The 25,787-nt window shown below is 45.2% G+C and carries 20 protein-coding genes and 1 tRNA gene; 13 read left to right on the top strand and 8 right to left on the bottom strand.

Annotated features, from left to right (window positions below; translation table 11 throughout):
• Positions 1-38: 38 nt before the first annotated feature.
• The 4 genes from ACYVNW_RS01170 (at position 39) to ACYVNW_RS01185 (ending at position 5,160) form a co-directional block, all read left to right on the top strand.
• Positions 39-1,265, top strand: a complete 1,227-nt coding sequence (locus tag ACYVNW_RS01170) for an exo-beta-N-acetylmuramidase NamZ family protein (protein ID WP_460678001.1) — start codon at positions 39-41, stop codon at positions 1,263-1,265.
• 221 nt (positions 1,266-1,486) lie between these two features.
• A complete protein-coding gene (locus ACYVNW_RS01175; protein ID WP_460678002.1) occupies positions 1,487-2,986 on the top strand; it encodes a sensor histidine kinase in 1,500 nt (499 codons plus the stop codon).
• Positions 2,983-4,482: a TlpA family protein disulfide reductase gene (locus tag ACYVNW_RS01180; protein ID WP_460678003.1), complete on the top strand. Its 1,500-nt coding sequence runs from the start codon at positions 2,983-2,985 to the stop codon at positions 4,480-4,482. Before ACYVNW_RS01175 ends, ACYVNW_RS01180 begins: the two co-directional genes overlap by 4 nt.
• Complete coding sequence (locus ACYVNW_RS01185) at positions 4,483-5,160, top strand: LytR/AlgR family response regulator transcription factor (protein ID WP_460678004.1); 678 nt, start codon at positions 4,483-4,485, stop codon at positions 5,158-5,160.
• An 87-nt stretch (positions 5,161-5,247) separates the two neighbouring features.
• Here ACYVNW_RS01185 and ACYVNW_RS01190 read toward each other — a convergent pair whose 3' ends face one another.
• The 3 genes from ACYVNW_RS01190 to ACYVNW_RS01200 form a co-directional block, all read right to left on the bottom strand.
• The gene (locus ACYVNW_RS01190; RefSeq protein ID WP_460678005.1) at positions 5,248-5,691 is read right to left on the bottom strand and encodes an Hsp20/alpha crystallin family protein; all 444 of its coding nucleotides are present in this window, start codon (positions 5,689-5,691) and stop codon (positions 5,248-5,250) included.
• 189 nt (positions 5,692-5,880) lie between these two features.
• Positions 5,881-7,035: an FAD-dependent oxidoreductase gene (locus ACYVNW_RS01195; protein WP_460678006.1), complete on the bottom strand. Its 1,155-nt coding sequence runs from the start codon at positions 7,033-7,035 to the stop codon at positions 5,881-5,883.
• Positions 7,036-7,067: 32 nt separating this feature from the next.
• Entirely contained in the window at positions 7,068-7,826 is a 759-nt protein-coding gene (locus ACYVNW_RS01200) for a DUF6597 domain-containing transcriptional factor (protein WP_460678007.1), read from the bottom strand.
• A gap of 201 nt (positions 7,827-8,027) precedes the next feature.
• On the opposite strand from ACYVNW_RS01200, the gene ACYVNW_RS01205 reads away from it, so the two are divergent.
• Genes ACYVNW_RS01205 through ACYVNW_RS01225 form a run of 5 tightly spaced genes read left to right on the top strand, consistent with a single transcriptional unit; the run spans position 8,028 to position 11,910 of the window.
• Positions 8,028-8,888 (top strand): STAS domain-containing protein, encoded by an 861-nt coding sequence (locus tag ACYVNW_RS01205; protein WP_460678008.1) that lies wholly within the window; start codon positions 8,028-8,030, stop codon positions 8,886-8,888.
• Between the two features lie 17 nt (positions 8,889-8,905).
• Positions 8,906-9,313, top strand: coding sequence for an STAS domain-containing protein (locus ACYVNW_RS01210; RefSeq protein ID WP_460678009.1), 408 nt, complete (start codon positions 8,906-8,908; stop codon positions 9,311-9,313).
• Positions 9,291-9,707, top strand: a complete 417-nt coding sequence (locus tag ACYVNW_RS01215; protein WP_460678010.1) for an anti-sigma regulatory factor — start codon at positions 9,291-9,293, stop codon at positions 9,705-9,707. Before ACYVNW_RS01210 ends, ACYVNW_RS01215 begins: the two co-directional genes overlap by 23 nt.
• Positions 9,700-10,719 carry a SpoIIE family protein phosphatase gene (locus ACYVNW_RS01220; RefSeq protein ID WP_460678011.1) on the top strand — a complete coding sequence of 340 codons (1,020 nt, stop codon included), beginning with the start codon at positions 9,700-9,702 and terminating at the stop codon, positions 10,717-10,719. Before ACYVNW_RS01215 ends, ACYVNW_RS01220 begins: the two co-directional genes overlap by 8 nt.
• Before the next feature lie 3 nt (positions 10,720-10,722).
• The gene (locus ACYVNW_RS01225; RefSeq protein WP_460678012.1) at positions 10,723-11,910 is read left to right on the top strand and encodes a sensor histidine kinase; all 1,188 of its coding nucleotides are present in this window, start codon (positions 10,723-10,725) and stop codon (positions 11,908-11,910) included.
• 57 nt (positions 11,911-11,967) lie between these two features.
• Here ACYVNW_RS01225 and ACYVNW_RS01230 read toward each other — a convergent pair whose 3' ends face one another.
• Entirely contained in the window at positions 11,968-12,702 is a 735-nt protein-coding gene (locus tag ACYVNW_RS01230) for a GntR family transcriptional regulator (RefSeq protein WP_460678013.1), read from the bottom strand.
• A gap of 328 nt (positions 12,703-13,030) precedes the next feature.
• Here ACYVNW_RS01230 and ACYVNW_RS01235 point away from each other — a divergent pair, with 328 nt between their 5' ends.
• From ACYVNW_RS01235 to ACYVNW_RS01245, 3 genes are all read left to right on the top strand, one after another.
• Positions 13,031-14,821, top strand: a complete 1,791-nt coding sequence (locus ACYVNW_RS01235) for a class I mannose-6-phosphate isomerase (RefSeq protein ID WP_460678014.1) — start codon at positions 13,031-13,033, stop codon at positions 14,819-14,821.
• Positions 14,822-14,927: 106 nt separating this feature from the next.
• On the top strand, positions 14,928-16,331 hold the full coding sequence (locus tag ACYVNW_RS01240; RefSeq protein ID WP_460678015.1) for a sugar porter family MFS transporter: 1,404 nt from the start codon (positions 14,928-14,930) through the stop codon (positions 16,329-16,331).
• Positions 16,331-18,685 (top strand): GH92 family glycosyl hydrolase, encoded by a 2,355-nt coding sequence (locus ACYVNW_RS01245; protein ID WP_460678016.1) that lies wholly within the window; start codon positions 16,331-16,333, stop codon positions 18,683-18,685. Before ACYVNW_RS01240 ends, ACYVNW_RS01245 begins: the two co-directional genes overlap by 1 nt.
• A gap of 77 nt (positions 18,686-18,762) precedes the next feature.
• Here ACYVNW_RS01245 and ACYVNW_RS01250 read toward each other — a convergent pair whose 3' ends face one another.
• Positions 18,763-21,036 carry a GH92 family glycosyl hydrolase gene (locus tag ACYVNW_RS01250; RefSeq protein WP_460678017.1) on the bottom strand — a complete coding sequence of 758 codons (2,274 nt, stop codon included), beginning with the start codon at positions 21,034-21,036 and terminating at the stop codon, positions 18,763-18,765.
• A gap of 209 nt (positions 21,037-21,245) precedes the next feature.
• Here ACYVNW_RS01250 and ACYVNW_RS01255 point away from each other — a divergent pair, with 209 nt between their 5' ends.
• Positions 21,246-22,937, top strand: a complete 1,692-nt coding sequence (locus ACYVNW_RS01255; protein ID WP_460678018.1) for an RluA family pseudouridine synthase — start codon at positions 21,246-21,248, stop codon at positions 22,935-22,937.
• A 75-nt stretch (positions 22,938-23,012) separates the two neighbouring features.
• Here ACYVNW_RS01255 and ACYVNW_RS01260 read toward each other — a convergent pair.
• The 3 genes from ACYVNW_RS01260 to ACYVNW_RS01270 form a co-directional block, all read right to left on the bottom strand.
• Positions 23,013-23,088 (bottom strand) — tRNA-Lys (locus tag ACYVNW_RS01260).
• Positions 23,089-23,139: 51 nt separating this feature from the next.
• On the bottom strand, positions 23,140-23,958 hold the full coding sequence (locus ACYVNW_RS01265; protein WP_460678019.1) for a carboxypeptidase-like regulatory domain-containing protein: 819 nt from the start codon (positions 23,956-23,958) through the stop codon (positions 23,140-23,142).
• Positions 23,959-24,040: 82 nt separating this feature from the next.
• The gene (locus ACYVNW_RS01270; protein ID WP_460678020.1) at positions 24,041-25,669 is read right to left on the bottom strand and encodes an ABC-F family ATP-binding cassette domain-containing protein; all 1,629 of its coding nucleotides are present in this window, start codon (positions 25,667-25,669) and stop codon (positions 24,041-24,043) included.
• Positions 25,670-25,787 lie beyond the last annotated feature (118 nt).

The raw sequence follows: 25,787 nt of genomic DNA on the forward strand, positions 1-25,787 counted from the left end.
GGCCTATTAACTTTATACTTGTTTATCAGCACGTATCTATGTTAAAATTAGCAAGCATCTCTTTACTGTTATTGGGCACCTGTGTAGCCAACTATAAACCGAAGCAATCGTCTGCCCCACCGGTGGTCACCGTAAAAGCGCAAAAAGTTGTTACCGGTGCCGATCAAACTGCGGCTTACCTGCCTTATTTAAAAGGAAAACGTGTAGGAATGCTGGTGAACCAAACCTCCATTATTGGCAATAAACTGAGTGTGGACAGCCTGCACGCCTTGGGCATATCCATTAAATATATTTTCGGCCCCGAACACGGTTTCAGGGCCAATGCCAGCAACGGAGCAGTGGTAAAAGATGAGGTGGATGAGCAAACAGGTATCCCTATTATTTCGCTTTATGGCGCCAAACGCAAGCCCAGCAAGGCCGAGATGGATAGCATAGATGTAATGGTGTTTGACATTCAGGATGTAGGTTGCCGCTTTTACACCATGATTAATACCCTGGCCGATGTAATGGAAGCCTGCGCCGAAAACAACAAAGAACTTATTATTCTGGATCGCCCTAATCCTAATGCTTATGTAGATGGCCCAGTGCTGGATATGAAATTTAAATCGGGTATCGGTAAATTTCCCATCCCGGTTACTCACGGTATGACGATGGGCGAATTTGCCCGTATGGTAAACGGCGAACATTGGCTGCCCAATAACCTGCAGTGCAAAATCCGTGTTATTCAGGTAAAAAATTATACGCACAGCATGTATTATGAGTTGCCGGTACATCCGTCGCCCAATCTTAATACACAAACTTCCATTATGCTTTACCCTTCGCTGTGCTTGTTCGAGGGTACCATTATCAGCCAAGGCAGGGGTACCTATATGCCTTTTACCGTACTGGGCGCACCTTTATTAAAAGGCAAATACCAGTTCTCGTTTACGCCGGTGAGCATCAAAGGCATGTCTGAAGCGCCGCTGCACCAGGATGCTAATTGTTACGGATTAGACTTAAGCCAATACGATGTAAAAGCCCTGCATGCTGCCGGCCGCATCAACCTGCAATGGATGATTGATTTGTATAATGCATACCCCGATAAAGACAAGTTTTTCGATTCATCGCAAAGCAAGGCCATGGGCCGCATTGAGCGCCTGATTGGAAACGATGGATTTAAAACCCAGATAGCCCAAGGCAAAACCGAAGCCCAGATCCGCAAAACATGGGAGCCCGGCCTAAGCCAGTATAAAAAAATGCGGTTGAAGTATGTGTTGTATAAATAAGAGCAATCTTTTATATAAACCAATATTGTCATAGCGAGCGATAACGTGGTAACTGCATGGGGGCATAGGCGCCTCTGTATAGCAAGCGGCTCGCAATGCTAAAATAGACTTTTAGCTCCAATAATTTAAGTAAATTGGAGCCCTGATCTCTTTCATCACATTTATCTGCCCTTTTATCACATTTATTTTCATGCCTGTTTAAAGCGGCTTAAGCTTGCAGCATGAAATTCAGATATATAGAAATTGCTATTGCCACGCTGCTGCTGCTCGTAAGCTTATATGACCTGATGGGCACGGCACATTTGTACTATCAGGGCAATCTCATCTATCACTCTTCCGAGGCTGATCGGTTTGCCGCCCGTGGCCTGCATTTTGATTTTGCCATCCATTACGTCACTCCGCAGCTTATTACTTGTCTGACTGTTTACCTTACATTTATATGGATGGCCTGCGGGTTGCCAAACCGGTATATCATCAATCAGCAATGGGGAAAGGTAGCAAGTGCTGTAATTGGTGGTTTTGTGATGACCTGGGTTTTGCTGGGTGTAAAAACTTACTTGGGCCAGCCTTATGAAACCGATAGCGCCTGGAATGCCGGGTACAAGCAGATGGATCGGGTGATGACCCTGTACCTTGTGCTATTAGCCTATCAGGCAGCGAAGCAAAGTATCAACTGGCTGCTGTTGCGAAACATGAGGATTGCCAATACCAACCACCGGGCGCTCGCTACAGAAGTCTCCTACTTTGTTATTGGCTGGCTAATGGTTTTTAGCGGGTGCATTTGGCTAAAGGTATATTGGGGCTGGACGTTGTTTGTCATCACGATTATACCTTGTGCTTTTATTACATACCTTTTCATTCAGCACTGGCTGGTTCCGCGTTACTGGTACCGCCGCGAAGGTAAACCTGCTTTTTGGCTGTTGCTGTTTACAAGTACCTTTGTTATTAACGTACCGTTCAGCGGACTGTATGCTGCAAAGGTAGCTTATGCACCATGGGCTTTTTGTATGTTGTTTGCCATTGCATGGTTATCGCAATTATGCCTTATTACGCCATGGGCATATTATGTACAGCGTTACCGCAAAAACCTGGAAGCAGAACTGGCCGGATTGCGTACCGATTTAGGTAATTCTGCTGCTGATGCACAGTTTCTGCGCTCACAAATTAATCCCCACTTTTTATTCAATGCCTTGAATACCTTATACGGCATGGCTTTAACCGAACAAGCCGAAAAAACTGGCGAAGGTATACAAAAGCTGGGGGATATGATGCGCTTTATGCTGCACGAAAATCACCAGGAGCGCATTGCTTTAAGCAGTGAGATTGATTATCTGAACAATTACATCAACCTGCAAAATATGCGTTTAGCTGCTTCATCTAATATTGAGATTGTGGCGCAGTTACCGCAGGAAGATACTACTGATCACATTGCCCCAATGTTGCTTATTCCTTTTGTGGAAAATGCTTACAAGCATGGTATCAGTTTGCAGGAGCGGTCGTGGATTAAAGTTAATTTACAAGTGAAAGATAGCCAGTTGCACTTGGATGTCAATAACAGCGTACACACCGAAAGGGAAACCGACCCTGAAAAGCACCGCTCCGGTATCGGCCTTGAAAACGTAAAGCAGCGCCTGCAACTGCTTTACCCGCAACAGCATGAGCTGGTCATCCGTCAAACACCAACCGAATTTTTTATACACTTAACCCTGCAATTATCATGAAAGCACTGTTTATATTTTTTCTGCTCATTATCTATACGCTTAGTGGCTATGCCCAGTTTAAATTAAGCGGCAAAACGTTGAATAATGGTAAGGCTGATACTTTATATCTTAATATTCCTTACATATACACTTATGATACTGATAACGATGTTAAATTATTGGTAGACGCTAAGGGTAACTTTAATATCAATTTGCCGATAACAGAACAAAAGTTTGCAACATTCAGATTCAAGGGCAATACTTATACCTTGTTGCTTACGCCGGGTAAGGCATTAAAGCTGGAGCTTAACCCAGTCGATACTACCATTAGCTTTAAAGGTACTGCAGCCAATGAAAACCGATTGTTATATAATATCAGCATGGGAGCTATTCCATATTTCAATCAGCAGCCCGAAGGCCGTAACGATTATGCAAAACTGAGTTTGGCAGAGGTACAGGAGAAAATTATCAAGCCCTGGCTTGCCGAAAGGGATCAGAAATTAGTTAAAGTTGATGTGGCACATGTAAGTACACATGATAAGCAACTGATTGCCCAAGAAGTAAAAGCCGAAGCTCTTGTTCAATTAAGCTTCTTTGTAACCGGTCCGTTAAGCCTGAAACGCGACGAATTATTAAAATCGTTGGGAATGATTTTTCGCGATGTGAATATGGAGCCAGTTGTATTTCCAGCCGGGCCACAGTTTTACTGGCTGGCCGACAGGTATGTGGGGTATATGGAGGCACAGGCGTTTGCCGATATGCAGACACATCAGGAAAATGCAACCAAAATTCCACTTAAGTTTTATCATGTCTCGCTGGATAGCGGTAATGTGCTGGCAAAAACAAAGGGCAAAATGTTTTTGAACTGGTTAGCTATGCGCAACAATTATGATAAACGTATAGCCGAAGTAATGTTGGCGCAGGATATCGCTCAGGTATGTCTTGATAAAGACCTAGCTTATGCCAAGCCATTAATGGAGGAAATGATTGCGCTATACCCCAATAGTAAATACCGTCCGGGCTTGACAGCAAAAATCAATTTTATGGAAACTACGCTTGCTCAAAACGAGGTGAACAGCAACATCCGGATTATGGACGGGTATGAAAAAATTACTTCAATTTATCAGGTGATCAGTCAGCTAAAAGGTAAAGTGGTTTATCTGGATGTTTGGGGTACCTGGTGTGGCCCTTGTAAGCAGGAACTTCGTTTCAACCCCAACCTGAAGCGGCATTTTGCCGGGAAAGATGTAGCTTTTGTATACCTGGATATGGACGAAGATAACAAGGATGCGCACTGGCGCGAGTTTTTAAAAGTGAACGGGCTGACCGGCCTGCACTTACGCAAAAGCCGGGCAAATATTGCCAAATTTTGGGATGAACTGCATTCATCGAAAGATAAACAGCAATTATACCCCACATACTTTATATTTGATAAAAACGGCAAGCTGGTGCAGGAGGATGCCAAACGCCCCAGTGAGGAAGCAGTTTTATACCGCCAGATAGAACAATATTTATAAATGATTACCGCCATAGCGATTGATGATGAACCCTTTGCGCTGGAAGTGATACGCGCGCATGGCAGCAAGGTGCCCTTTTTAAATCTGGTTGCCTGTTTTACTAATGCTTTTGAGGCGCTGGCTTACCTGGCGCATCATCCGGTAGATTTGTTGTTTCTGGATATTAAAATGCCTGATATATCGGGCTTGGAACTGATGGAAAGCTTGCAGCCTAAGCCGCTGGTGGTATTTACCACCGCTTATGCCGAACATGCAGTGCAAAGCTATGAGTTAAACGCTGTAGACTATTTACTCAAACCATTTGCTTTTCCCCGCTTTTTAAAGGCTTGTCATAAAGTAAATGAGTTGTTGCAAACCCGGCAAAACAAGGCACAGTTACCCGATAGTATTTTTATCAAATCGGGTTACGAGACTATCCGCATTAATTTTGCTGAGTTGCTGTGCCTCGAAAGCGGCGGTAACTATATAACTTTTGTGCTCACGGATGACCGTCGCATAATGAGCCGGTTAACCATCAGCGAAGCTTTGGAACTACTGCCCAAGCCGCAGTTTGTACGGGTGCACCGCTCATTTATTGTAAACAAGCAGAAAGTAGACCGTATAGAACGTCACCAACTGCACTTGGGCAGTGTTTGTGTACCAGTTAGTAGTGCTTATACTGCTGAAATTAGTTTGTAAAACAACAGTTAACAATTACATGTAAATAAAAAAGCGGCTTGGTTAAAAGACCGCTTTTTTGTTGATCATCGGGTTGATTACAACATATTACTTTATCTCAATTTGGCGACTGATGCTTTTTGCTTCTTCTTTTTTAGCGATATCAATTTTTAATACACCGTCTTCGTAAGTAGCTTCAATGCGGTTGTCATCGGCAAGTTCAGGCAAGGTAAATGAGCGTACAAAGGAGCTGTAGCTGTACTCACGTTTGCTGTATTTGCGGTTGTTGTTGGTGTGCTCGGCTTGCTGTTCAACAGAAACGGTTAACACTTTATCTTCCATGCTCAATTTAAAATCTTGCTTGTTGAGGCCCGGCGCGGCAAGTTCAATATGGTAATTCTCTGCTGATTCGCTGATGTTAACAGCAGGCACGCGGGTTACCATACGATCGTTAAAAAAAGTGTCGTTAAAAATGGAGTCAAAAACATCATTAAAGCCTGGCATTAATGCATTGTTTCTTTTCTCATTGTTGTTAAATTTAACCAATGTCATGGCTTACTCTCCTTTAAAATTTAAAAAATAATAAACAATTAACTTAATTAAATTGGGTGGACTTGCTGTCCGGTTGATGTAATTACAAGCCGGATGCCAACGCTTATAAGTAGGTGGAAAAATGAAAAACCGACAGTAAGGCTGAAAAAATTTCACTGTAAAATGCCATATTTTCATTTGTAATATGAATTAAAGTTTAGCCTGCACACCGGTAAACATTTGCACTATTTTTTCGGCTGCATGTGGCGAGTGCAGCATTGCAGTTGAATTTAAAGTGACTTGTGCTACCTCAGCCGCCCTCTTTCGCATGTTGCATTCGTAACGGACAATTGCCGATTGTATATTCTTAAAATCCGGGCTGGTCAGGCATTCGCTCAACTCCAAAGCGTCCAGCATCGCCATGTTTACTCCTTCGCCGGCGTAAGGTGGCATCAGGTGGGCAGCATCACCAAGCAAGGTCAGATGGGATTGTGAAGGCCAGTCCTGATCTAAGGGCATGCAGTACTGTGGCCGGGCAATAGTATAGGCTGTGTTGTCCAGCAATGCAATCCATTTATCGTCCCAGCCTTTATAAGCTGTTTTGAACCATGAAATCACTTGAGCATTATCGCTAAAATCAATACCGCAATTGGTTACCCAGTCTTCTTGAGCGGCGAAGCCCAGATAATAGCTGATACTGCCATCACCTTTCGAGCTTACAATCAACGATTTGCTATGGCCAAAAGCGAATATCTTCCCGCCATTTAAAATTTCATTCATTTTGGGAGTGGCCGTTGCTGCATTATAAACAGTGCCTTCTAACACCATAATGCCGGCATAAAACGGCTTGATAGGCGTGAGGTAAGGGCGTATTTTTGAATTGGCACCATCTGCGGCAATAACTATATCAGCATAACCTGTTTCTCCGTTTTGGAAGGTTAAAGTCCAGCCACTGCCATCAAGTAGCATACTTTTAAAATGGCGGCCCCACACTACGGTGCCAGTTTGTAAGGAGTTAAGCAGCATTTGCCTTAGCGGACCGCGGTCAATCTCGGGGCGGTCTTCTACATAAGTGCTGTCGCCATGCTGGTCTAACAGGATGTGGGCATGCTGGTCTGTAATGCGTAAACGTCCGGCATCAGGGCGATAGTGGTCTTCAAATGCTTGCAGTAAACCTGCTTTTTTAAGTGCTTCTAAGCCCGATTCTTCGTGCAAATCCAGGGTAGCTCCCTGCACACGGGCTTCGGGGCTGGCATCTCTTTCGTATACCTTAACCGGTATACCATTAAGTTGTAATAACCGGGCCAGGGTTAGGCCGCCCGGGCCGCCACCTACAATGGCTATTTGCTTGTTTTGTAATAACATACCGATATATAAGTTTTGATGATGGGGCAAAACTATTCTTTGGGCAGGCTCGAAAATTGTATAAATCGGTCGTATTTGTTTTGGTATAAAATTTTAGGGGCCACGCCAGCATACTTTCTTACTTCGTGAATAAAATGGGCCTGATCCGCAAAGTTCTGTTCGGGAAACAGCCGCCCGGCTTTGATGTGACTAAAGGAAGCTCTGAACCTTAATATCTTACAATATGCTTTTAGCGAGAGGCCAAACCACTGGTTAAAATATCGGTTCATTTGCCGGCTGCTCCAGCCTGTGGTATCGGCAATTTCATTAACAGGTATAGCGCCGTTGGTGCTGTAAATGAGATTAAATAATTTGAGTTTGCGCGGGTCGGCCTTTAAAGGAAGCAATGCCACCAGTCGTGCCGACAGCTTTTGGCAAAATGCTTCAAAGTCTGTTAAATCATTTTCAGTAATGCCCCAAAAGTCATCTGCTAAAAACATTACATCATCCAGCAATTCGGCTATTGGCTTTTTAAGTAAATATTCAACGCCCGGTAACTTAAGGCTTACTGCAAAAAGGGTGGAACGAGGTGCAATACTGCTGCTGTTCGGCTCGCTTTCCAGGCCCGACAACATTACCTGGAAAGGCTCTGTTGCCGAATGTGAAAAAAATAAATCTACCCGGCCATCAGGTACTATCACTACATCAACGGCGGCATCAGTGGGGTTAACCAACATCCAAAAGCTATCTACCAAACTGAGCAGGGAAGTAGGCGGATCAAATTGTTGGAATTGAATGTGATTAGCAGGCATAATTGATATACTGGCGGCTAAAAGTAAGTACAATAAAAAGTAAGCGGTTACAGGCCATCAGTTTTTTAACTTGAATTGTAACTATTAAGCAAATGTTGATAAGTTTTAAGTTATATCATCATCATATCTGTCAAAATACAACATATTGTGGTAACAGTATGCTACCTTTATCTATTATTCCCTTTTCAATTTTAAATCAAAATGGCTCAAACTGCCCAGATTTTTAAAAACAAGCAAAATGACATCCTGGAACTTTGGATGAGAAACCAGTTAGCGGATGCCGGTTTACGTGAAGACTTGATGAGCAATGAGGATTTGCGCACACAGTCTGAAGAGCTGGTGGAAACACTGGTTCATGCATTGAACAATGATAGCATTACTGATGTCAATTCATCTGATTTTGACCCGGTGCTTGAAATTTTAAGCGGCATCTCTATTACCCGTGCGCGCCAGGGGTATAGCCCGCGCGAAACCGGTGCTTTTGTGTTGAGCCTTAAAGAAGCATTGCTGGAAATACTGCAAAACGAAATCGCTGATCCGGCTCAGCTGTACGAAGAAAGCCGGAAAATACATCGTTTGGTTGACAGCTTTAGCATCACCACTTTCGAAACCTTTATTAAAGGCCGCGAGGAAGTGATTTTGCGACAAACTGATGAAATTACCGAAATTTCTACTCCGGTAATTCGCGTCTGGGACGGTATTCTGGCTCTGCCTATTATTGGTACGCTTGATAGTTCGCGTACGCAGGTAGTAATGGAAAACCTGTTACAGGAGATTGTTGCAACCGGCAGCAGCCTGGCCATTCTGGATATCTCAGGCGTGCCCGCGGTTGATTCACTGGTGGCCCAGCATTTAATTAAAGCCGTTAGTGCAACCCGTTTAATGGGCGCTGAGTGTATTATTAGCGGTATACGCCCCGAAATTGCACAAACCATTGTTCACCTCGGTATCGATCTTTCAAATATTGTAACCAAAGCTACATTAGCAAGCGCCTTAAAATATGCTTTTAGCATTATGCGCCTTGAGGTGAGAAAAAAAGCTGCTGTAGTTATTCAAAAATAGAAAGCCTTAAAAAGTAAATGGATCGTATTCCTATATTAAAAATGGGTCACTTTCTGTTGGTGACCATACAGGTAGATTTATATGACCGCCTGGCCATGGATCTGGAAGCTGACTTGGTGCGTATGGTAAGTATTACCGGCGCCAAAGGGGTGCTTATTGATATTTCAGCCGTAAATATTGTTGATTCTTTTATGGGTCGCATTATTGGCAACATTGCCAGCATGTCTAAACTTTTAGATGCTGAAACTGTAGTGGTGGGCATGCAGCCCGCTGTTGCCATAACCCTGGTTGAGCTGGGTTTGGATTTGCCTGGCGTACATACGGCCCTAAACGTAGAACGGGGCATGGAACTGCTGCAGGGGCTTATTGTGATAGATGATACTGTAGAAGAAGACGACGAAGATGACGATACTGCCCTTAGCTAAGGACACCATTAAAGTTTACCGGGAGCAGGATGTGGTTTTACTTCGTAACAGAGTAAAAGAACAAGCGGTAAAAATTAAGATGGGCTTAGTGAACCAAACCAAGCTGATTACGGCAGCCAGCGAACTGGTACGTAACATGCTGAGGTATGGGGGCGGCGGCGAAACCACCATAGAAGTAGTTTCGCGCGGCAGGGATAATGGCATACGATTAACGTTTACAGATAAAGGCCCTGGTATACCGGATATAGCAAAAGCTTTGCAGGACGGTTATTCAACCGGTAAAAGTTTAGGCTTGGGCTTGCCTGGTACCAAAAGGTTAGTGAATGAGTTTGATTTGAAAAGTGTTGTGGGACAAGGAACTACAGTAACCGTAATAAAGTGGGCCAATGGTTGATGCTACGCATACCAGCTACCCGGCTGGAGACAGAAGTTATTATTCAATTATAAAGAAGGATATTCATCAGAGGGCTATTGAAGCCGGCTTGAATGAAAGTAAACTGGCCGATCTGGATATCATTGTGGCAGAAATTACTTCTAACCTGCATAAATATGCGGTAGATGGCGAGATTTTGTTTGGTGAAGGAAAAGACCAGCATGGAAAGTATCTGGAGGTTATTGCTATTGACAATGGCCCGGGTATTGCCGATACCAGCCGGATGATGCAGGATGGTTTCTCAACCGGGACGACGTTGGGCCACGGCTTAGGCAGTATTAAACGCCTGTCTGATAAGTTTGACCTGTTCTCGATGAAGGATTGGGGAACGGTGGTGCTGAGCCGAATGTATAAAAGTTCTCCGCCCGAGCGCCCCGGCCATACCGGAAGCTTTGAAATTAAGCCATTGGTAGTAGCCAAAACAGGTGAAACCGTAAGCGGTGATGCTACTTATTTTAAAAGTGACGGCAAAACCGTTAAACTGTTAGTGGCCGATGGTTTGGGGCATGGTATTGAAGCTAACAATGCAGTTAACGAAGCAGTGGCTGCCTTTAAACAATGCCCTTATGATTCGCCGGTTGATATCCTGCGTTTTTTGCACCACGGCATCAGAAAAACCAGGGGCATGGTCGGCAATGTTTCGGTGTTCGATTTAGAACGTAAAACGCTTCATATAGCCGGCATCGGTAATATTTCAGCAAAGTTTTTGCATTCAAGGGGCGATATAAAAAATCATATTTCTTATAATGGTATTATTGGGCATAACATACCCAATACAATGAATAGCCAGCATTTTAACTTTGCTGATTACAATTTGTTGGTTTTATGCTCCGATGGTATCAAATCCCGGTGGGATTTATCCAAATATACCGGCATATTTAAGTGCGATTCGGCTGTACTGGCAGCAGCGCTGTATAAAGATTTTTCAAGGCGTAATGATGATACATCGGTAGTGGTGGTTAAACTGAAATAGCAAATGCTCGAAATCGTAAATATCAATCTGGACAATGAGCTCGATTTGCCGTTAACACACCGGCGGGCGCTGGCCATTACTAAATATGTGGGGCTGCCGGCTTCAACTCAAACTACGTTCGCTACGGCTATATCAGAAGCGGCAAGGGCGGTAATGGAAAAGAACCTGGGCAGTCAGCTTTCTTTCAGGTTTAAAAAGGAAGATAATCGCTGGTTCTTGAATGCCTGCATCACAACTGAAGCTGTATTTACACCAGATAGCAAGGAGCTTAAGTATGCCAGGCGCCTGATACCGGTTTTAGATGTAATTAAAGATAACAATAAAACGATACTCCACCTGACTTTGGGTTTACCCAGGTCTACCCGTATTAGCGGTGATATGACCTCCCGCTTGTCGGATCATATCAAAAAGAGTGCTTCAGAATCACCTTACGAAGAAATTAAGCAGCGCAACCAGGAGCTGTACACCTTATCTGAACAACAGGAGGAAAAGCTGCGTTTGGCGGCATTACTGAACGAGCAGAAATCTGATTTTCTCTCCATTGCTTCACACGAACTGCGTTCGCCGCTTACCTTAATTAAGGCTTACGCCCAAATGGGTAAAGCTTTTGAAGGTAAAGACCCAAAGAAGGTAGGCGAGTTTTTAGATAAGATCAATCTGCAGGCTTCAAAAGTGAATACCCTTATTCAGCAGTTGCTGGATGTAGCCAAGATTGAAAATCATAAGATTGAATACCGCTTTGAAACGGTAGATGTAAAAGTTTACCTGCAGGAAATATTAGAAGCTGCCCGTTTATTACATGCCAGCCATGTAATTGTTGAAAATATTGATCTTAGCGCCAGTATTGATATTGACCGCTTGCGTATGGAGCAGGTATTTGTGAACCTTATTGGGAATGCTGTCAAGTACTCCGAAAAAGGTAAAACAATCACTATTACCGCCCGGCATGATGTTAACAAGGTTGTTTTTAATGTGCAGGATCAGGGCATCGGGCTCTCGCCGGAAAACCTGACCAAGGTATTTGACAAATTTTTCAGGGCCGAAGAGGTAGCGCAAAATGTTTCGGGCTTGGGTATGGGCTTGTTTATTACCAGCCGCATTGTGCAGGGGCATCAGGGCCACATTTGGGTAGAAAGCAAAGAGAATGAAGGTTCCGTTTTTTCATTCTCATTACCTGTGGCGGCTTTATAAGCATTAATATTTTACAAAACCATGCGCTTTGGGTATATTATTGCCTATTAATAAGAATTACTGCTCCCTTCGGCTTTCAATAGTATATACAAAGCTGTCGGCTTTGTAATAACCTAAGTTAAACTCAATCGGCCGGTCGCCCTGGTCATATACATAGCGTTTCCGGAACAGCACTGGGCTGTTGTATTCAATTTCGAGCTTGGCTGCAATAAATTTATCGGCTGCTCTGGCACTGATTTCCTCTTTCGAGAGGTTGGCAACTACCGAGTAATCTTTTTCCAAAATTTCGTACAAGGGTCGTTTAAAGTCCTCATCGCCGGTCAGGCCGACCCGCGGGTGAAAGTATGATACGAAATATACAAATGGCCCCTCAGTTTTACCGCGCAAGCGTTCCAGCTTCAACACTTTTTTATGGGTACCTATTTCAAAAAAATTGGCAATCTGTTCCTCGGGGTTTACCCAACTGATGTGCAGCTCAAAATTACGGACAGGAATACCCCGCGCCTGCATTTCTTGTGAGAAACTCAGCCAGTTGGTGGCCCTGGAGCTAACCGTTGTACCGGCCACTTTAGTACCTATACCTTTTTTGCGTATCAATAAACCTTCATACACCAGTTTGTTTAGCGCTTGCCGCAGGGTAGTGCGCGATATGGCCAGTTGCTTAGCCAAATCAACCTCGTTAGGCAACAGTTTTCCGTCGGCATATTGCGGATCGCTGATGATATTGCGCAGCAATTCTTCGGCCTGTATATGCAAAGGCACCGGGCTTTTATGGTTAATGGAAAACTTCATGTTTCGGTTAAATGACTTCTCAGCCTGCGCTCATGCTGGTGCTAATAGCTTGTTATGAATTGTTGGCCTATGTAAAATCAACGCAAGGGCAATGATTGAACAAATTTAAAAAACGTTTTGTTAATCATATATATGTTTATATGTTTGTACATATGAGCATGATTTAAGCTCTTACCAGTTAAAACCATTTACGTATCTACTAATTTGCCATTATGCTTCGCATTAAGCATTAACCTGAGTTTGCGTAGCAAGAGCTGCACATAACATGGGGACTATGCAGGTAATACAATACAAGTGGTTGATGCAATGATAACACCTATTGATGAACATGAGCTTACAACTGCCAAAATTTGAAAATGAAACCAACTGGCGAACCAGCAAGCAGCCTTTAATGCCTGTTAAGGCTGGCAGTGCAAAGCCAAACGGTTATGATATATATCCGTCACACCCGGTAGGCAGCGGTAAAATATTTAATGGTTACGCCTCATTAGCTCAATGCATTGCCGCGTATCCACTGGTAGCTATAGATGGCTACGCAGGTGTGTTGTGGGAAGATATTGAGCAATGCCTGCAGCAGGAACTTGAAAAGCAAGGCAAGCATGTACATTGGGTACACACCAGCGATTATCTGAAACCCTCTGAGGAGATTGAAGAAATGGTAGCGCCGTATTTAGGTACTCCTGATTCGGTTTGGGGCAAGCGCGCCGAACTCGCTTTAAATCAGTTTTATAATTTTAAAGAGCTTGGGCAAGCCAACAATGAGGCTGATATTACCATAGTATTAGGCATAAATGCAGCTGCTGCTGTGAAAGACGCTTTTGTGGTTTACCTGGATTTGCCTAAAAATGAGCTGCAACTGCGTATGCGGGCAGGCTCAATATTCAACCTGGGTGCCCGGCAGGGCAGTAGTAATAGCGAGATGTACAAGCGCTTTTATTTTGTAGACTGGGTAGTGCTTAACGAGCATAAAAAGCAATTGTTGAACCAAATAGACGTTATTGCTGATGCCCAGTGGAAAGATGATATCAACTGGATGCTCGCGCCCGATTTTACAGCAGCATTAGATGGTGTCAGCAATACGGTTTTCAGGGTAAGGCCCTGGTTTGAGCCGGGGGCCTGGGGAGGTGAGTGGATGAAGGAGCGCATTGAAGGCCTGAATCCCGATGAAGTAAACTATGCCTGGTCATTTGAGCTGATTGTTCCTGAAAACGGTATCGTGTTTGAAAGCGATGCTAACCTGCTCGAAGTATCGTTTGATTTCCTGATGTTCAGGGCGCGCACTGCGGTGCTGGGTGATTTTGCAGAGCGTTTTGGCGATGAATTTCCCATCCGCTTCGATTTTTTAGACACCTGGAAAGGCGGAAACCTGTCAATACAATGCCATCCTACATTACAATACATTCGTGAACAGTTTGGTGAAACCATTACCCAGGATGAAACCTATTATATTTTAGACTGTGAGAATGAAGCTAATGTTTACTTAGGCTTTCAGGATGATATTGACCCTGCAAAGTTCAAAAAGGAGCTGGAAAACAGTCAGGACTTTGGAGTTGAAATCAGTATTACAGATTATGTACAATCTCATACGGCCAAAAAGCACGATTTGTTTTTGATACCGAATGGTACTGTACATAGCGCGGGCGCGGGTAACTTGGTGCTCGAAATTAGTGCCACACCATACATTTTTACCTTTAAAATGTATGATTGGCTGCGGCTTGGCTTGGATGGTAAGCCACGACCTATTAATATAGACCATGCCTTCAACAACCTCAATTTTGACCGGAAAGGTGAAAAGGTAAGTAAGGAGCTGATCTCCAAACAAACATCCCTTGCTAAGGGTAACGATTGGGAGATTATCCATGTACCTACCCATGCCGAACATTTTTATGATGTGCACCGCCTGGAGTTTGATACGCAGATAAAAGTAGAAACCGCCGGCTCATGCCATGTGCTGATGCTGGTAGAAGGTACCGAAGTGGTGGTACATTCGGCAAACGGCCAGGAAAACCTTTACCATTATGCCGAAACTTTTGTAATTCCGGCAGCCGCCGGTACTTATACTCTGGTTAATAAAGGCAGTGGTCGGGCTAAAGTGGTTAAAGCGTTTTTGAAGTCGTAGTGTATTGTTATTTAAAACGTTAATTTAAGTTTTGATAAGCTGCAAAATGAAAACGTGCTTGCCTTACAAGGATAGAATAAGTTACTGTTAACTAATACCTAAAATAATGAAAGAAGCCCAAAGCCTTAATCTAAGTACCATCACACTGGTTGCTTCGCTCGGCGGTTTTCTATTCGGGTTTGATATTGCTGTAATCTCCGGCGTATTGCCTTTAATTAAAGCGCAGTATGCTTTAACCGCAGCACAGGAGGGATGGTTTGTTTCCTCCGGTTTGGTAGGGTGCATCATTGGCGTCGCTTTCTCAGGGGAATTGAGCGACCGCTCGGGCCGCCGTATACCGTTGTTGTTATCAGCAGTTCTGTTCTTGCTCTCAGCCTTGGGCTGTGCCTTCATGCCTTCTTTGTCCTGGGTAATTGCAGCCCGTTTGTTGGGAGGCATAGGTATCGGTATTGCATCAAACGTGGTTCCACTTTATATATCAGAAATTGCGCCTACCGGTATCCGCGGCCGCTTGGTTACCTATTATCAGTTAGCTGTAACGCTGGGTATTTTGGTCGCCTATCTTACCAATGCCGGCCTGGTAAGTTACGTTGCCGATGCCAATGGCAGTTTCTTTCAAAAAGAAGTATGGCGGGTTATGCTGGGCTTGGGCGCTATTCCGGCACTCTTATTCTTCACAGGGTTGTTTGCCGTGCCCGAAAGCCCCCGCTGGCTTATTCAAAAAGGAAGAAGGGCCGAGGCGCTGAGTATTGCCGGCCGCATTGAAGGTTACCCAGAGCAAGATATTATGGATGATCAACCTGCTGGCAAACAGCAGGGTTCATATAAAGAACTGTTTGCGCCCGGTATGCGCAAAGCCCTGCTCATTGGTATCTTGTTGCCTTTATTCTCGCAGTTTAGCGGCATCAATGCCATTATTTATTACGGCCCCAGCATTTTAAACAATGCAGGTATTTCTTTAAGCAACTCACTCATCAGTCAGATTATCTTTGGCGTGGCTAATATGGTTTTTACGCTGATCGCTATTTGGAAAGTCGACAGTTGGGGTCGGCGACCGCTGTATTTGTACGGTACGGCCGGCGCTGCCATTACATTGATTGCCACCGGCGTTTGCTTTTATAATGGTGCAACAGCCAGTGTTTGGCTGCTGCTTTGTGTGCTGGCCTTTTTAGCCTGCTTTGCATTCTCCATCGGTCCGTTAAAGTTTGTGGTGGCTTCCGAAATATTTCCGAACGCCATTCGTGGCCGGGCACTGGCTATATCCATCATGGTCATGTGGGTGGCCGATACCATTGTAGGCCAGCTAACCCCCATCTTGCTCAAGGACTTAGGCAGTGCGGGTACCTTTTGGTTCTTTGCTTTCTTTTGCGTGGTAGCTTATTTCACCGTATACAAGCTGCTGCCCGAAACCAAAGGCCAGTCACTGGAACACATTGAAAATTACTGGAAACAAAAAGGTATCGGCGCTAATGAACGCCAATACGATGATCAGCATTTACCTATACATTAATGATGTTAATCCTATTTAAACGCCCGTTTAGCCGGATACTTTTGGCGGCTGCCCTGGCTTTGCCGACTATAGCTTCGGCTCAAACTACAGACTTCACCAAGTATGTGAACCCGAATATTGGTACGGCACATTCCAGGTGGTTTTTTTATACACCCGGACAAATGCCCTTTGGCATGGCCAAACCTGCGCCATCTACCAACGGGCACTACGGCAACCTGCAAGGCTGGGAAGCTGTGGGATATGACGAGCGCCATACTTCAATTGAAGGCTTTGCCAATTTTCACGAATTCCAGGTAGGCGGTGTGGTTTTTGCACCGAGCACCGGCCCGCTGCAAACCATACCTGGCCGTTTAGAAAATGTAGAGGAAGGCTACCGTTCCAACTTTGACCGTAAAGATGAGTATGCTACCGCTGGGTACTATTCAGTTTTTTTGAAAGATTATGGCATTAAAGCCGAGTTGACTTCAACCCCTCGGGTGGCTTTCCACCGGTACACTTTTCCGGCCGGTAAAGCGTCGCACATTATGTTCGATATTGGTAACAAGCAGGGCGAAAGCGGCGAGGTAAAAGATGCCAAAGTATACATGACTGCCGATGGTCGCGTTGAAGGATGCGTGATTACTCAGCCGGTATATGTATTGAAATATCAGCCCGGCGCCCAGGTAACCATGTATTTTTCGGCAGTGCTTGATAAAAAACCTGTGAGTTACGGTATATTCCACGGTACGGATTTTAAGGCAGGAGTACGGAAAACAACCGGCAAAGGTGCAGGCTTATACCTTACCTTCAATACCAAAGCCCATGAAGCGGTAACCATCAAAGCTGGACTATCTTATACTTCGATAGAGAACGCACGGTTAAACCTGCAAAAGGAAGCCGCGGGTTTAACTTTTGATGCCGCCAAACAAAAGGCGCATCAGGTATGGCAGGAACAACTGGGCCGTATTGCGGTAAGCGGCGGCAAAGAGGTAGACCGTGTAAAATTCTATACCGGCTTGTTTCATGCCCTGTCGGGCCGTGGCTTGGCCAGCGATGTAAATGGGGCTTACCCAAAAAATGATGGTACCATCGGCCACATCCCACTCGATGCCAATGGCCGCCCGCAGTATAATCATTACAATACCGACGCCATTTGGGGCGGTTTCTGGAATTTGACCCAGTTATGGGCTATCGCTTACCCTGAGTATTATTCAGATTTTGTGAAAAGCCAGCTGCTTATTTATAAAGACTCAGGTTGGCTGGCCGATGGTATTGCCAACAGCAAGTATGTTTCGGGCGTGGGTACCAATTTTGTGAGCCTGGTAATTGCCAGCGCCTATATGTGCGGTATACGAGATTTTGACATTAATACTGCTTATGCAGCTGCCATAAAGAATGAGCTGGACGCCCAAAACCGGCCTCGGGGTGCCGGCCGTTTGGATGTAGGCCGCTTTGCCAAGCTGGGCTATGTAGATCATATTGATAAAAGTGATGCCTGGCCCGAGGTATGGCAGTTTTCAGCTTCGCATACTTTAGAGTATTCATTTAGCTCGTATGCCGTAGCGCAATGGGCAAAGCTGTTGGGCAAGCAAAATGATTATAACCAGTTAATGCGCCTGTCGAAGGGTTGGGAGCGGATTTATGACCCTAAACTAAAGTTGGTTCACCCCAAACTGGCTAACGGCGAGTTCATTAGCAATTTTAAACCAAGTGAGGTGTGGCGTGGTTTCCAGGAGGGCAATGCCTGGCAGTACACCTTTTATGTACCGCAGGACCCAGAAGGGTTGATAGCTAAAATTGGTAAACAAGAGTTTAACACACGTCTCGACAGCATCTTTACCACCTCGCAGAAAAATGCTTTTGGCGGCGGTACCAAGCTGGACGCTTTTTCGGGGTTGGAAGGTTTGTATAATCATGGCAATCAGCCTAACCTGCACATTTCATGGTTATTTAATTACTCGGGCAAGCCTTCACTCACCCAAAAATGGGTGCGCAGTATTTGCAATGAGTTTTATGGTGCCGATGGTGTACACGGTTACGGGTACGGGCAGGATGAAGACCAGGGCCAGTTGGGTGCCTGGTATGTAATCTCAAGTATGGGTTTGTTTGATGTAAAAGGTTTAACTGATATTCATCCGGAGGTAGGCTTAGGCAGCCCCTTGTTCGATAAAATCAGCATTAAATTGAGCAAGAAATATTATAGCGGCAAAATGTTTACTATCGATGTAAAGCATAACTCGGCAAGTAATATTTATGTGCAAAGCTTTAAATATAATGGTCAGCCTTTGCACCAGCCTTTCTTGCCCTTTGCGGACATAGTGAGAGGGGGAACATTAACACTGGATATGGGTAGCCAGCCGAAAGATAACTATTGATTGAGTTGATTAAGTTGTAAGTGAAAAGCCCCTCGTTATATAATGAAGGGGCTTTTTAATTGCATTAGGCTGAGTTTTTATTTAGGCATTGGGGCTGCCGAAGGCGGTGGCGCATCTGCCCCCCAGCGCTTGTTGGCAACGGGGCCCATTACCAGTTCCAATACACCGCCGTTGGCAATGTCGCTGTGGTTAAACCACGGCTTGTTCCATGTTTTGCCGTTTAACCTGGCCGATTGTATATACTTATTTACCGGTGATGCGTTGAGTGCCTTTATCTCAAAAAACTTACCGTTACCTAAATTCATTTTTACTTCGGGAAAGCATGGGCTGCCAATGTTGTAAGTAGGGGAACCAGGCGTAACCGGATAAAAGCCCATTTCGCTGAATACCACAAAGGCCGTCATACCGCCTCCGTCTTCGTCGCCGGGTACACCCATCAAATCATTGCGGTACCATTGGTCGAGCAGGGAGCGGATGCGCTTCTGTGTGCGCCAGGGTGCACCAGCATAGTTGTACAGGTAAGGAATATGAAAACTGGGTTCGTTAGCCATAGAGAACATACCCACATTGCCGGTATGGTCGGGCAGAATATTATAAAAGCTCCATCTCGACATCGGGTAGGGCTCATTAAACATGTTTTCTAGTGCGGCTACAAACTTTTCGTTGCCACCCACCAATGCAACGAGGTCGCCTATATTATGCTGTACATCCCAGCGGTAAATGTAACCGTTGTTTTCATCATAGTAATCGCGGGCACCCGGTCCGCCTGAAGTACGGTAGTCCAGCGGTTCAATAAAGTTGCCGTCTTTATCTTTAGGATGAAAGAAGCCGGTTTTAGGGTTAAACACATTACGGTAATTGTATGAGGCACGCAGGTAATGATTGGCCTCATCGGTTTTACCCAAGTCCTGTGCAATTTGCGAGAGGCACCATTCATCAAACGAGGTACCCAGGGTAACCGCGATGGGCTGGCGTTTTTCCCATTTGCTCACAGCCGCTACGGTTTCAGTTTCGCCCGGTTTCAGGGCCGGAAAGTAGCCATGCTTTTTATAAAATTCGTCCAGTTCACCCGCAGGTACTGCATGCGACCATGGGATTAACGATTTTCGCTCAATCGCGCCTTTGCTTACTTCATAAGCTTTAGCCAAGTCAAAACCTCTTAATCCTTTATTCCAGGCATCGGCAATGCTGGCAATGCCGTGATTGGAGTTCATGCCCCGCTCATCGCCGGCCACGCTCGGGAAAGTAGGCAGCCAGTTTTCGCCGGTTTGCTGGGCCATCAGGATATAAGAGTTCAAGATATTGTTTTCCGTTCCCTGGTTAATCAGGATACGCAGCGGGTGGGCTGCCCGGTAGGTATCCCAAAGCCAGTCATCGGTAAAAAAGGGGCGGCCTTCATCATTGTGCACCTTACCGTCTGAGGCACTAAAATACCTGCCATCCTCACTGATACAGGTAGGGCGTTCATAAGTGCGGTACAAAGAAGTATAAAATACAGTGGTCTCCTTATCTGAAGCACCCGAAACTTTAATTTTACCCAAAGCATCATTCCATATTTGGCGACCTTTAAGGGCTACGGCATTTACATCAAAGTTTTGAATTTCCCGCTCCAGGTTTTTCCTGGCCTGCTCTATGCTAATGAAAGAAATACCATATCTGATGCCCAACTTTTTAGTTGAAATGGGGTACTGCAGTGCAAGGGCCGCATCCGGAGCGGCATTCCAATTTACGCCATTACTGGCTGGCACACCGGTTTTAACGGGTGCCACATCGGTTACTGCATAGAGGTAAACGTTGGTTTTATTGCCGAGTTCTTTATATCCGCTGATGATATTGCCTTTGGCTTCTACCTTTCCGCGCTGGCAATTAAACACCAGGTAAGGTGCGTCTTGTTTTTCAAATGATAATTGATACACGGCACTTTGGTGCGAGGGTGCAAAATCAACGCCGATATTTTGCTCATCCAGATACACCTGGTAGCGGTATGGGGTTACTTTTTCCTGGTCGTAACTTAAATTTAGCTGAGGCTTTATGCTGTTTTCATTGCCCTGATATGGGTAAAAATTAAAACCCGATGCAGCGCGGTGCTGGGTAACAATCAGCGGTAATCCGCCTAAAAAATTGGTGGTATAATCGGCCCGAACCGGGAATACACGCATCATACTATTGGGCAAGTGTGTGGTAGGAAAGGTAGGGACCAGCATATGGCTGATGTTGCCAATGTTGGGGTTTACATAATCTACCGGTTGTTTGGCTGTGGCTATATGGGGCTTGGGGCCATCAGCGGCCTGAGCCGCCGTAATTGCGCCCATGATACCCAGAGCAGCCAGTAGCGTTTTGAATTTCATCATAGATTTTAGTTTTAACAGAGCGGGCAGGTGCACGAAGCAGGTATTCATCTGCGCCACTTGGTTTTGAGATTATAAATTTATGATTGTGTTCATACAATAAGGAATAATAGTGTAAAAACATAGCTACTGAAGATGCCAATAGTGAAGAATGTTGTGCTCATCATCCGGAAAAGAAGTGGTATTTTTGGATATTAATTTTTCAAATTCACTTGGGCAGCAATACTTCAACTAAAATTACTTACTTCTCCGATGCTGTAGTTAACGGCAACTTCTTACCCGAGCGGTTTACTTTTCCCTTTCATTACGAGCCGCACCCGTTGGCACGCATAGCGGCTGACGAACTGCAGCAGTACCTAAATACGCAAACCGACCTGGATCATAACTTCGGGCTGGATAGCCAGCAGGAGGGGGGGGTAGCAATAGGAAAAATGTTTGGCGTATTGGTGGTGCAGGATGCGGAAGGAAAGTTGGGTTACCTGTCTGCCTTTTCGGGTAAACTGGCTGGCTCTAATGAGCATTCCAGGTTTGTGCCGCCTGTGTTTGATATGCTGGTTGAGGATAGTTTTTTTCTGAAGGAGCAGGAAATTATCAATACCATTAACGCGCAGGTAAACGCGATAATTGCTAACGAAAATTACATCAGCCTGCAGCAGGAGTTTGAACGTTTGTCTGCACACTCGGTACAGGAAATAACGGATTTTAAACAACAGTTAAAAGCTAATAAGCAAGACCGTAAGAAAAGTCGTGAAGAGCAGCGGCCCCACTTAAGCCAGCAGCAGTATGCCGAGCTCGAAGCACATTTAATTAAGCACAGTTTACACGATAAACATCAGCTGAGTTTGCTCACCCGGCAATGGCAGCAGCGCCTGGACGAAATCAGGGCTGGTATGGTGCAGTTCGAAGACCGTATAGAAGCCTTGAAGAACGAGCGCAGGGAGCGGTCGGCCGCATTACAGCAGCAGTTGTTTGAGCAATATGTGTTCTTGAACCATCAGGGCGAAAATAAAAGCTTGCATGATATTTTTAGCACTACCGTTTACGAAAAACCACCCTCGGCTGCCGGGGAATGCGCTACGCCGAAATTGCTGCAATATGCGTTTTTGAATAGGTATCGGCCATTGGCCATGGCCGAGTTTTGGTGGGGTGCCGCACCCAAATCTGAAATTAAAAAGCATAGGCAGTTTTACCCGGCCTGTACCGGCAAATGCAAGCCCATTTTAGGGCACATGCTGGAGGGCATGGCCATTGATGACGACCCCTTTTTGCAAAACCCCGGCGAAAATCTGGAGCTGGAGATGGTGTACGAAGATGAATACTTTGTAGTGGTGAACAAACCGGCCGGCTTGCTTTCTGTGCCCGGCGTTAATATTCAGGATTCGGTATATAGCCGTTTAAAAGCCACCTGGAAAACCATAGAGCCGCTCATTATTCACCGGTTGGATATGGGAACATCCGGCCTGTTGGTTGTTGCTAAAACGCCGGAGGCGCACAAGCACATCCAGCGGCAGTTTTTGAAGCGTACGGTGAGCAAGCGTTATACAGCATTGCTTTCAAAGGTAATTAAGGACGATGAAGGAGAGATTACACTCCCGCTGCGCGGCGATTTTTACAACCGGCCCCGGCAACTGGTATGTTTCGAATTTGGTAAGAGAAGTGTTACCCGATGGAAAGTAGCAGAAAGCCATGAGCAAACCACCAAAATACATTTCTGGCCGCTCACCGGCCGAACGCACCAGTTACGTATGCACTCCGCCCACGAACTTGGCCTGAATGCGCCCATAGTAGGCGATGATTTATACGGCACCCCTGCTGAGCGCCTGTACCTGCATGCGGCTTATCTGGAACTGGTGCACCCGAAAACACAGGAAAGAATGAGCTTTGAGGTAGTAGAAGACTTTTAGTTAACAGCCTATAGAAAGAAAAGGTGGTGATTTTACAAACAAAAAAGCCGCTTAAATCTTCCAATTCAAGCGGCTTGGTGACCAGGGAGAGGATCGAACTCTCGACCCACTGATTAAGAGTCAGTTGCTCTACCAGCTGAGCTACCTAGTCGTTGTCTGGTGGGCAGCAAATATACAATTTTATATGATACTGCCGCAAAATTTAATATTCGGCCAGCACATTCATGCCAATGCCGGCAAAGCCTATTTTCTCCCAATTGGCCTGGCTGTTAGCCCGGCTAATCATGGGGCTGCTGAATAAACTGGCCGAAAACATCAAGCCGTGCCCGCGTGCATTCTGTATCCATTCCAAACTTACAAAAAAGTTATCTTCCACCATGATGTGATAGGGTTCCAGGTTTACGTTGATGCTCTTTTGGCCCTGTTTCACCTGTACAATTAGGTTCTGCTGCAACAAAGGCTGGTCAGGCATCCCGTTTTTCAGGCTGTAAATATTTAAACGCAGTTTTACCGAATCTACATCGGCCTCGGCCAGCGAAGCTGTAAATTGCTTAAGGTAAGTAGGCGATCTTTTGATTTTAATTACAGTGCCAATCTCATTACCCAACAGGTTGCTGGTAAAACCGGCTGTGGTAGATTGTGAAGTGGTGCGGTTGCCAAATACCGCCTGCTTATACTTACGATTCACAATTTTCACTTCACGCAGCGCCTTTACCTGGGGTTGCAGCATCAGGCTGGCACTGGTTGGGTAACGCTTTAAAAAATCTGCTACCAAGTAGGTTTGCGGTACATAGCCCACCATTGATATGCGCAGGCTGTCTGTACTATTATTACTCAAACCCAGGCTGAACATGCCGGCATCGTTGGTTACCGTTCCTTTGGTTTTGCCAATGATGCCCACATTTACAAAGGCCATGTTTTCATGCGTATTGGCATCTTTAACAATTCCGTTAATGGTTTGAGCGTGCGCAACTGCGATAAAAAACAGTTGAAAGATAATAAGGTAAGCAAGTTTGCTCATGCTGATAAAGGTTTAATCAATAAAAAAACCGGTAAGCGTTTGGGGCTTACCGGTTGTATAGACGTTAACTTTACCAGAAACGTTACGCCATGGCGTACATTTCTTCACGCTGTTTTTGCACGGCGCTACTGTTGATATAATCGTCGTAGCTCATCATCTTGTCAATCATTCCGGCAGGTGTCAATTCAATTACACGAGTAGCCACAGTTTGTGTCAATTCATGATCTCGTGAGGTGAACAGAATGGTACCTTTGAAATCGCGCATGCCATTGTTCAGGGCTGTGATAGATTCCAGATCCAGGTGGTTGGTAGGCTCGTCAAACAGCAATACGTTGGGCTGCTGCAGCATCATGCGGCTAAACATACAACGCATTTTTTCACCGCCCGACAGTACCGTACTTTTTTTCAATACTTCCTCGCCCGAGAACAGCATACGGCCTAAAAAGCCACGTACAAACTGCTCATCTTTGTCGCCTTGTGCATACTCGCGCAGCCAATCAATCAGGTTTGAATCTTTGCCTTTAAAATACTCGGCATTGTCAATCGGAATATCGGCCGGGTTAATGGTTACACCCCATTTAAAGCTGCCGGTAAAATCGGTATCACGGCCGGTCAGTATATCATAAAAGGCGGAGGTGGCCAAGCTGTTTTGCGACAGTACCGCAATCTTGTCGCCTTTGTTTACCATCAGGTTAATATCATCAAACAATACTTCCCCGTTCAGTTTTTTACCCAGTTTCTCAATCTGTAAAATCTGGTCGCCGGCCTCGCGAGCCTGCTGGTTGAACATAATGGCCGGGTACTTACGGTTTGAAGGTTTGATTTCCTCCAGGTTAATCTTATCCAATGCCTTTTTACGGCTGGTGGCTTGTTTCGATTTGGAAGCGTTGGCGCTAAAGCGGCTGATGAATTCCTGTAGCTCTTTTACCTTATCTTCCAGCTTCTTGTTCTGGTCAGAACGTTGTTTCAAAGCTAACTGGCTGGATTGATACCAGAACGTATAGTTACCGGTATAAATCGTCATCTTGCTGAAATCGATATCCACAATGTGGGTACACACGGTATCCAGAAAGTGACGATCGTGCGATACTACCAGTACAATAGCTTCGTAGCTGGCCAAAAAGTCTTCCAGCCAGGCAATGGTATGGATGTCCAAATCGTTGGTCGGCTCATCCAGCAGTAAAATATCAGGTTTGCCAAACAGGGCTTGTGCCAATAGCACACGTACTTTTTGGTTACCGTCAAGCTCATTTAGCAGCTTGTAATGTACATCTTCTTTGATGCCCAGGTTGCTCAGCAGGGTAGCGGCATTGCTTTCTGCGTTCCAGCCATCCATTTCGGCAAATATGGTTTCTAGTTCGCCGGCGCGCTCACCGTCGGCATCAGTAAAATCCTCTTTCAGGTAAATAGCATCTTTTTCCTTCATGGTGCTATACAGTTGCTTATGGCCCATCAGCACCGTTTCAATTACCGGAAACTCATCAAACGCGTAGTGGTTCTGTGTCAGTACGGCCATACGCTCGCCTGGGGTAAAGCTTACTGAGCCGCTGGTTGGATCAATCTCGCCCGAAAGAATTTTTAGAAATGTAGACTTCCCTGCGCCGTTGGCCCCAATAATACCGTAGCAGTTACCCTGGGTAAATTTCAGGTTAACATCCTCAAATAAAGTGCGTTTGCCGTAGCGAAGGGATAAATTGGATACTGTAATCATGCCGTCCTCTAAATATGCCGCAAAGATACGGAAAAACAGCGGATTAGTAATGTGTTTATCCAGTGTGGTACTTAAACTAACCGGAAAATGACTTTACACATTTGAGTTGTAGAAACAG

This window comes from Mucilaginibacter koreensis, from assembly GCF_054783355.1.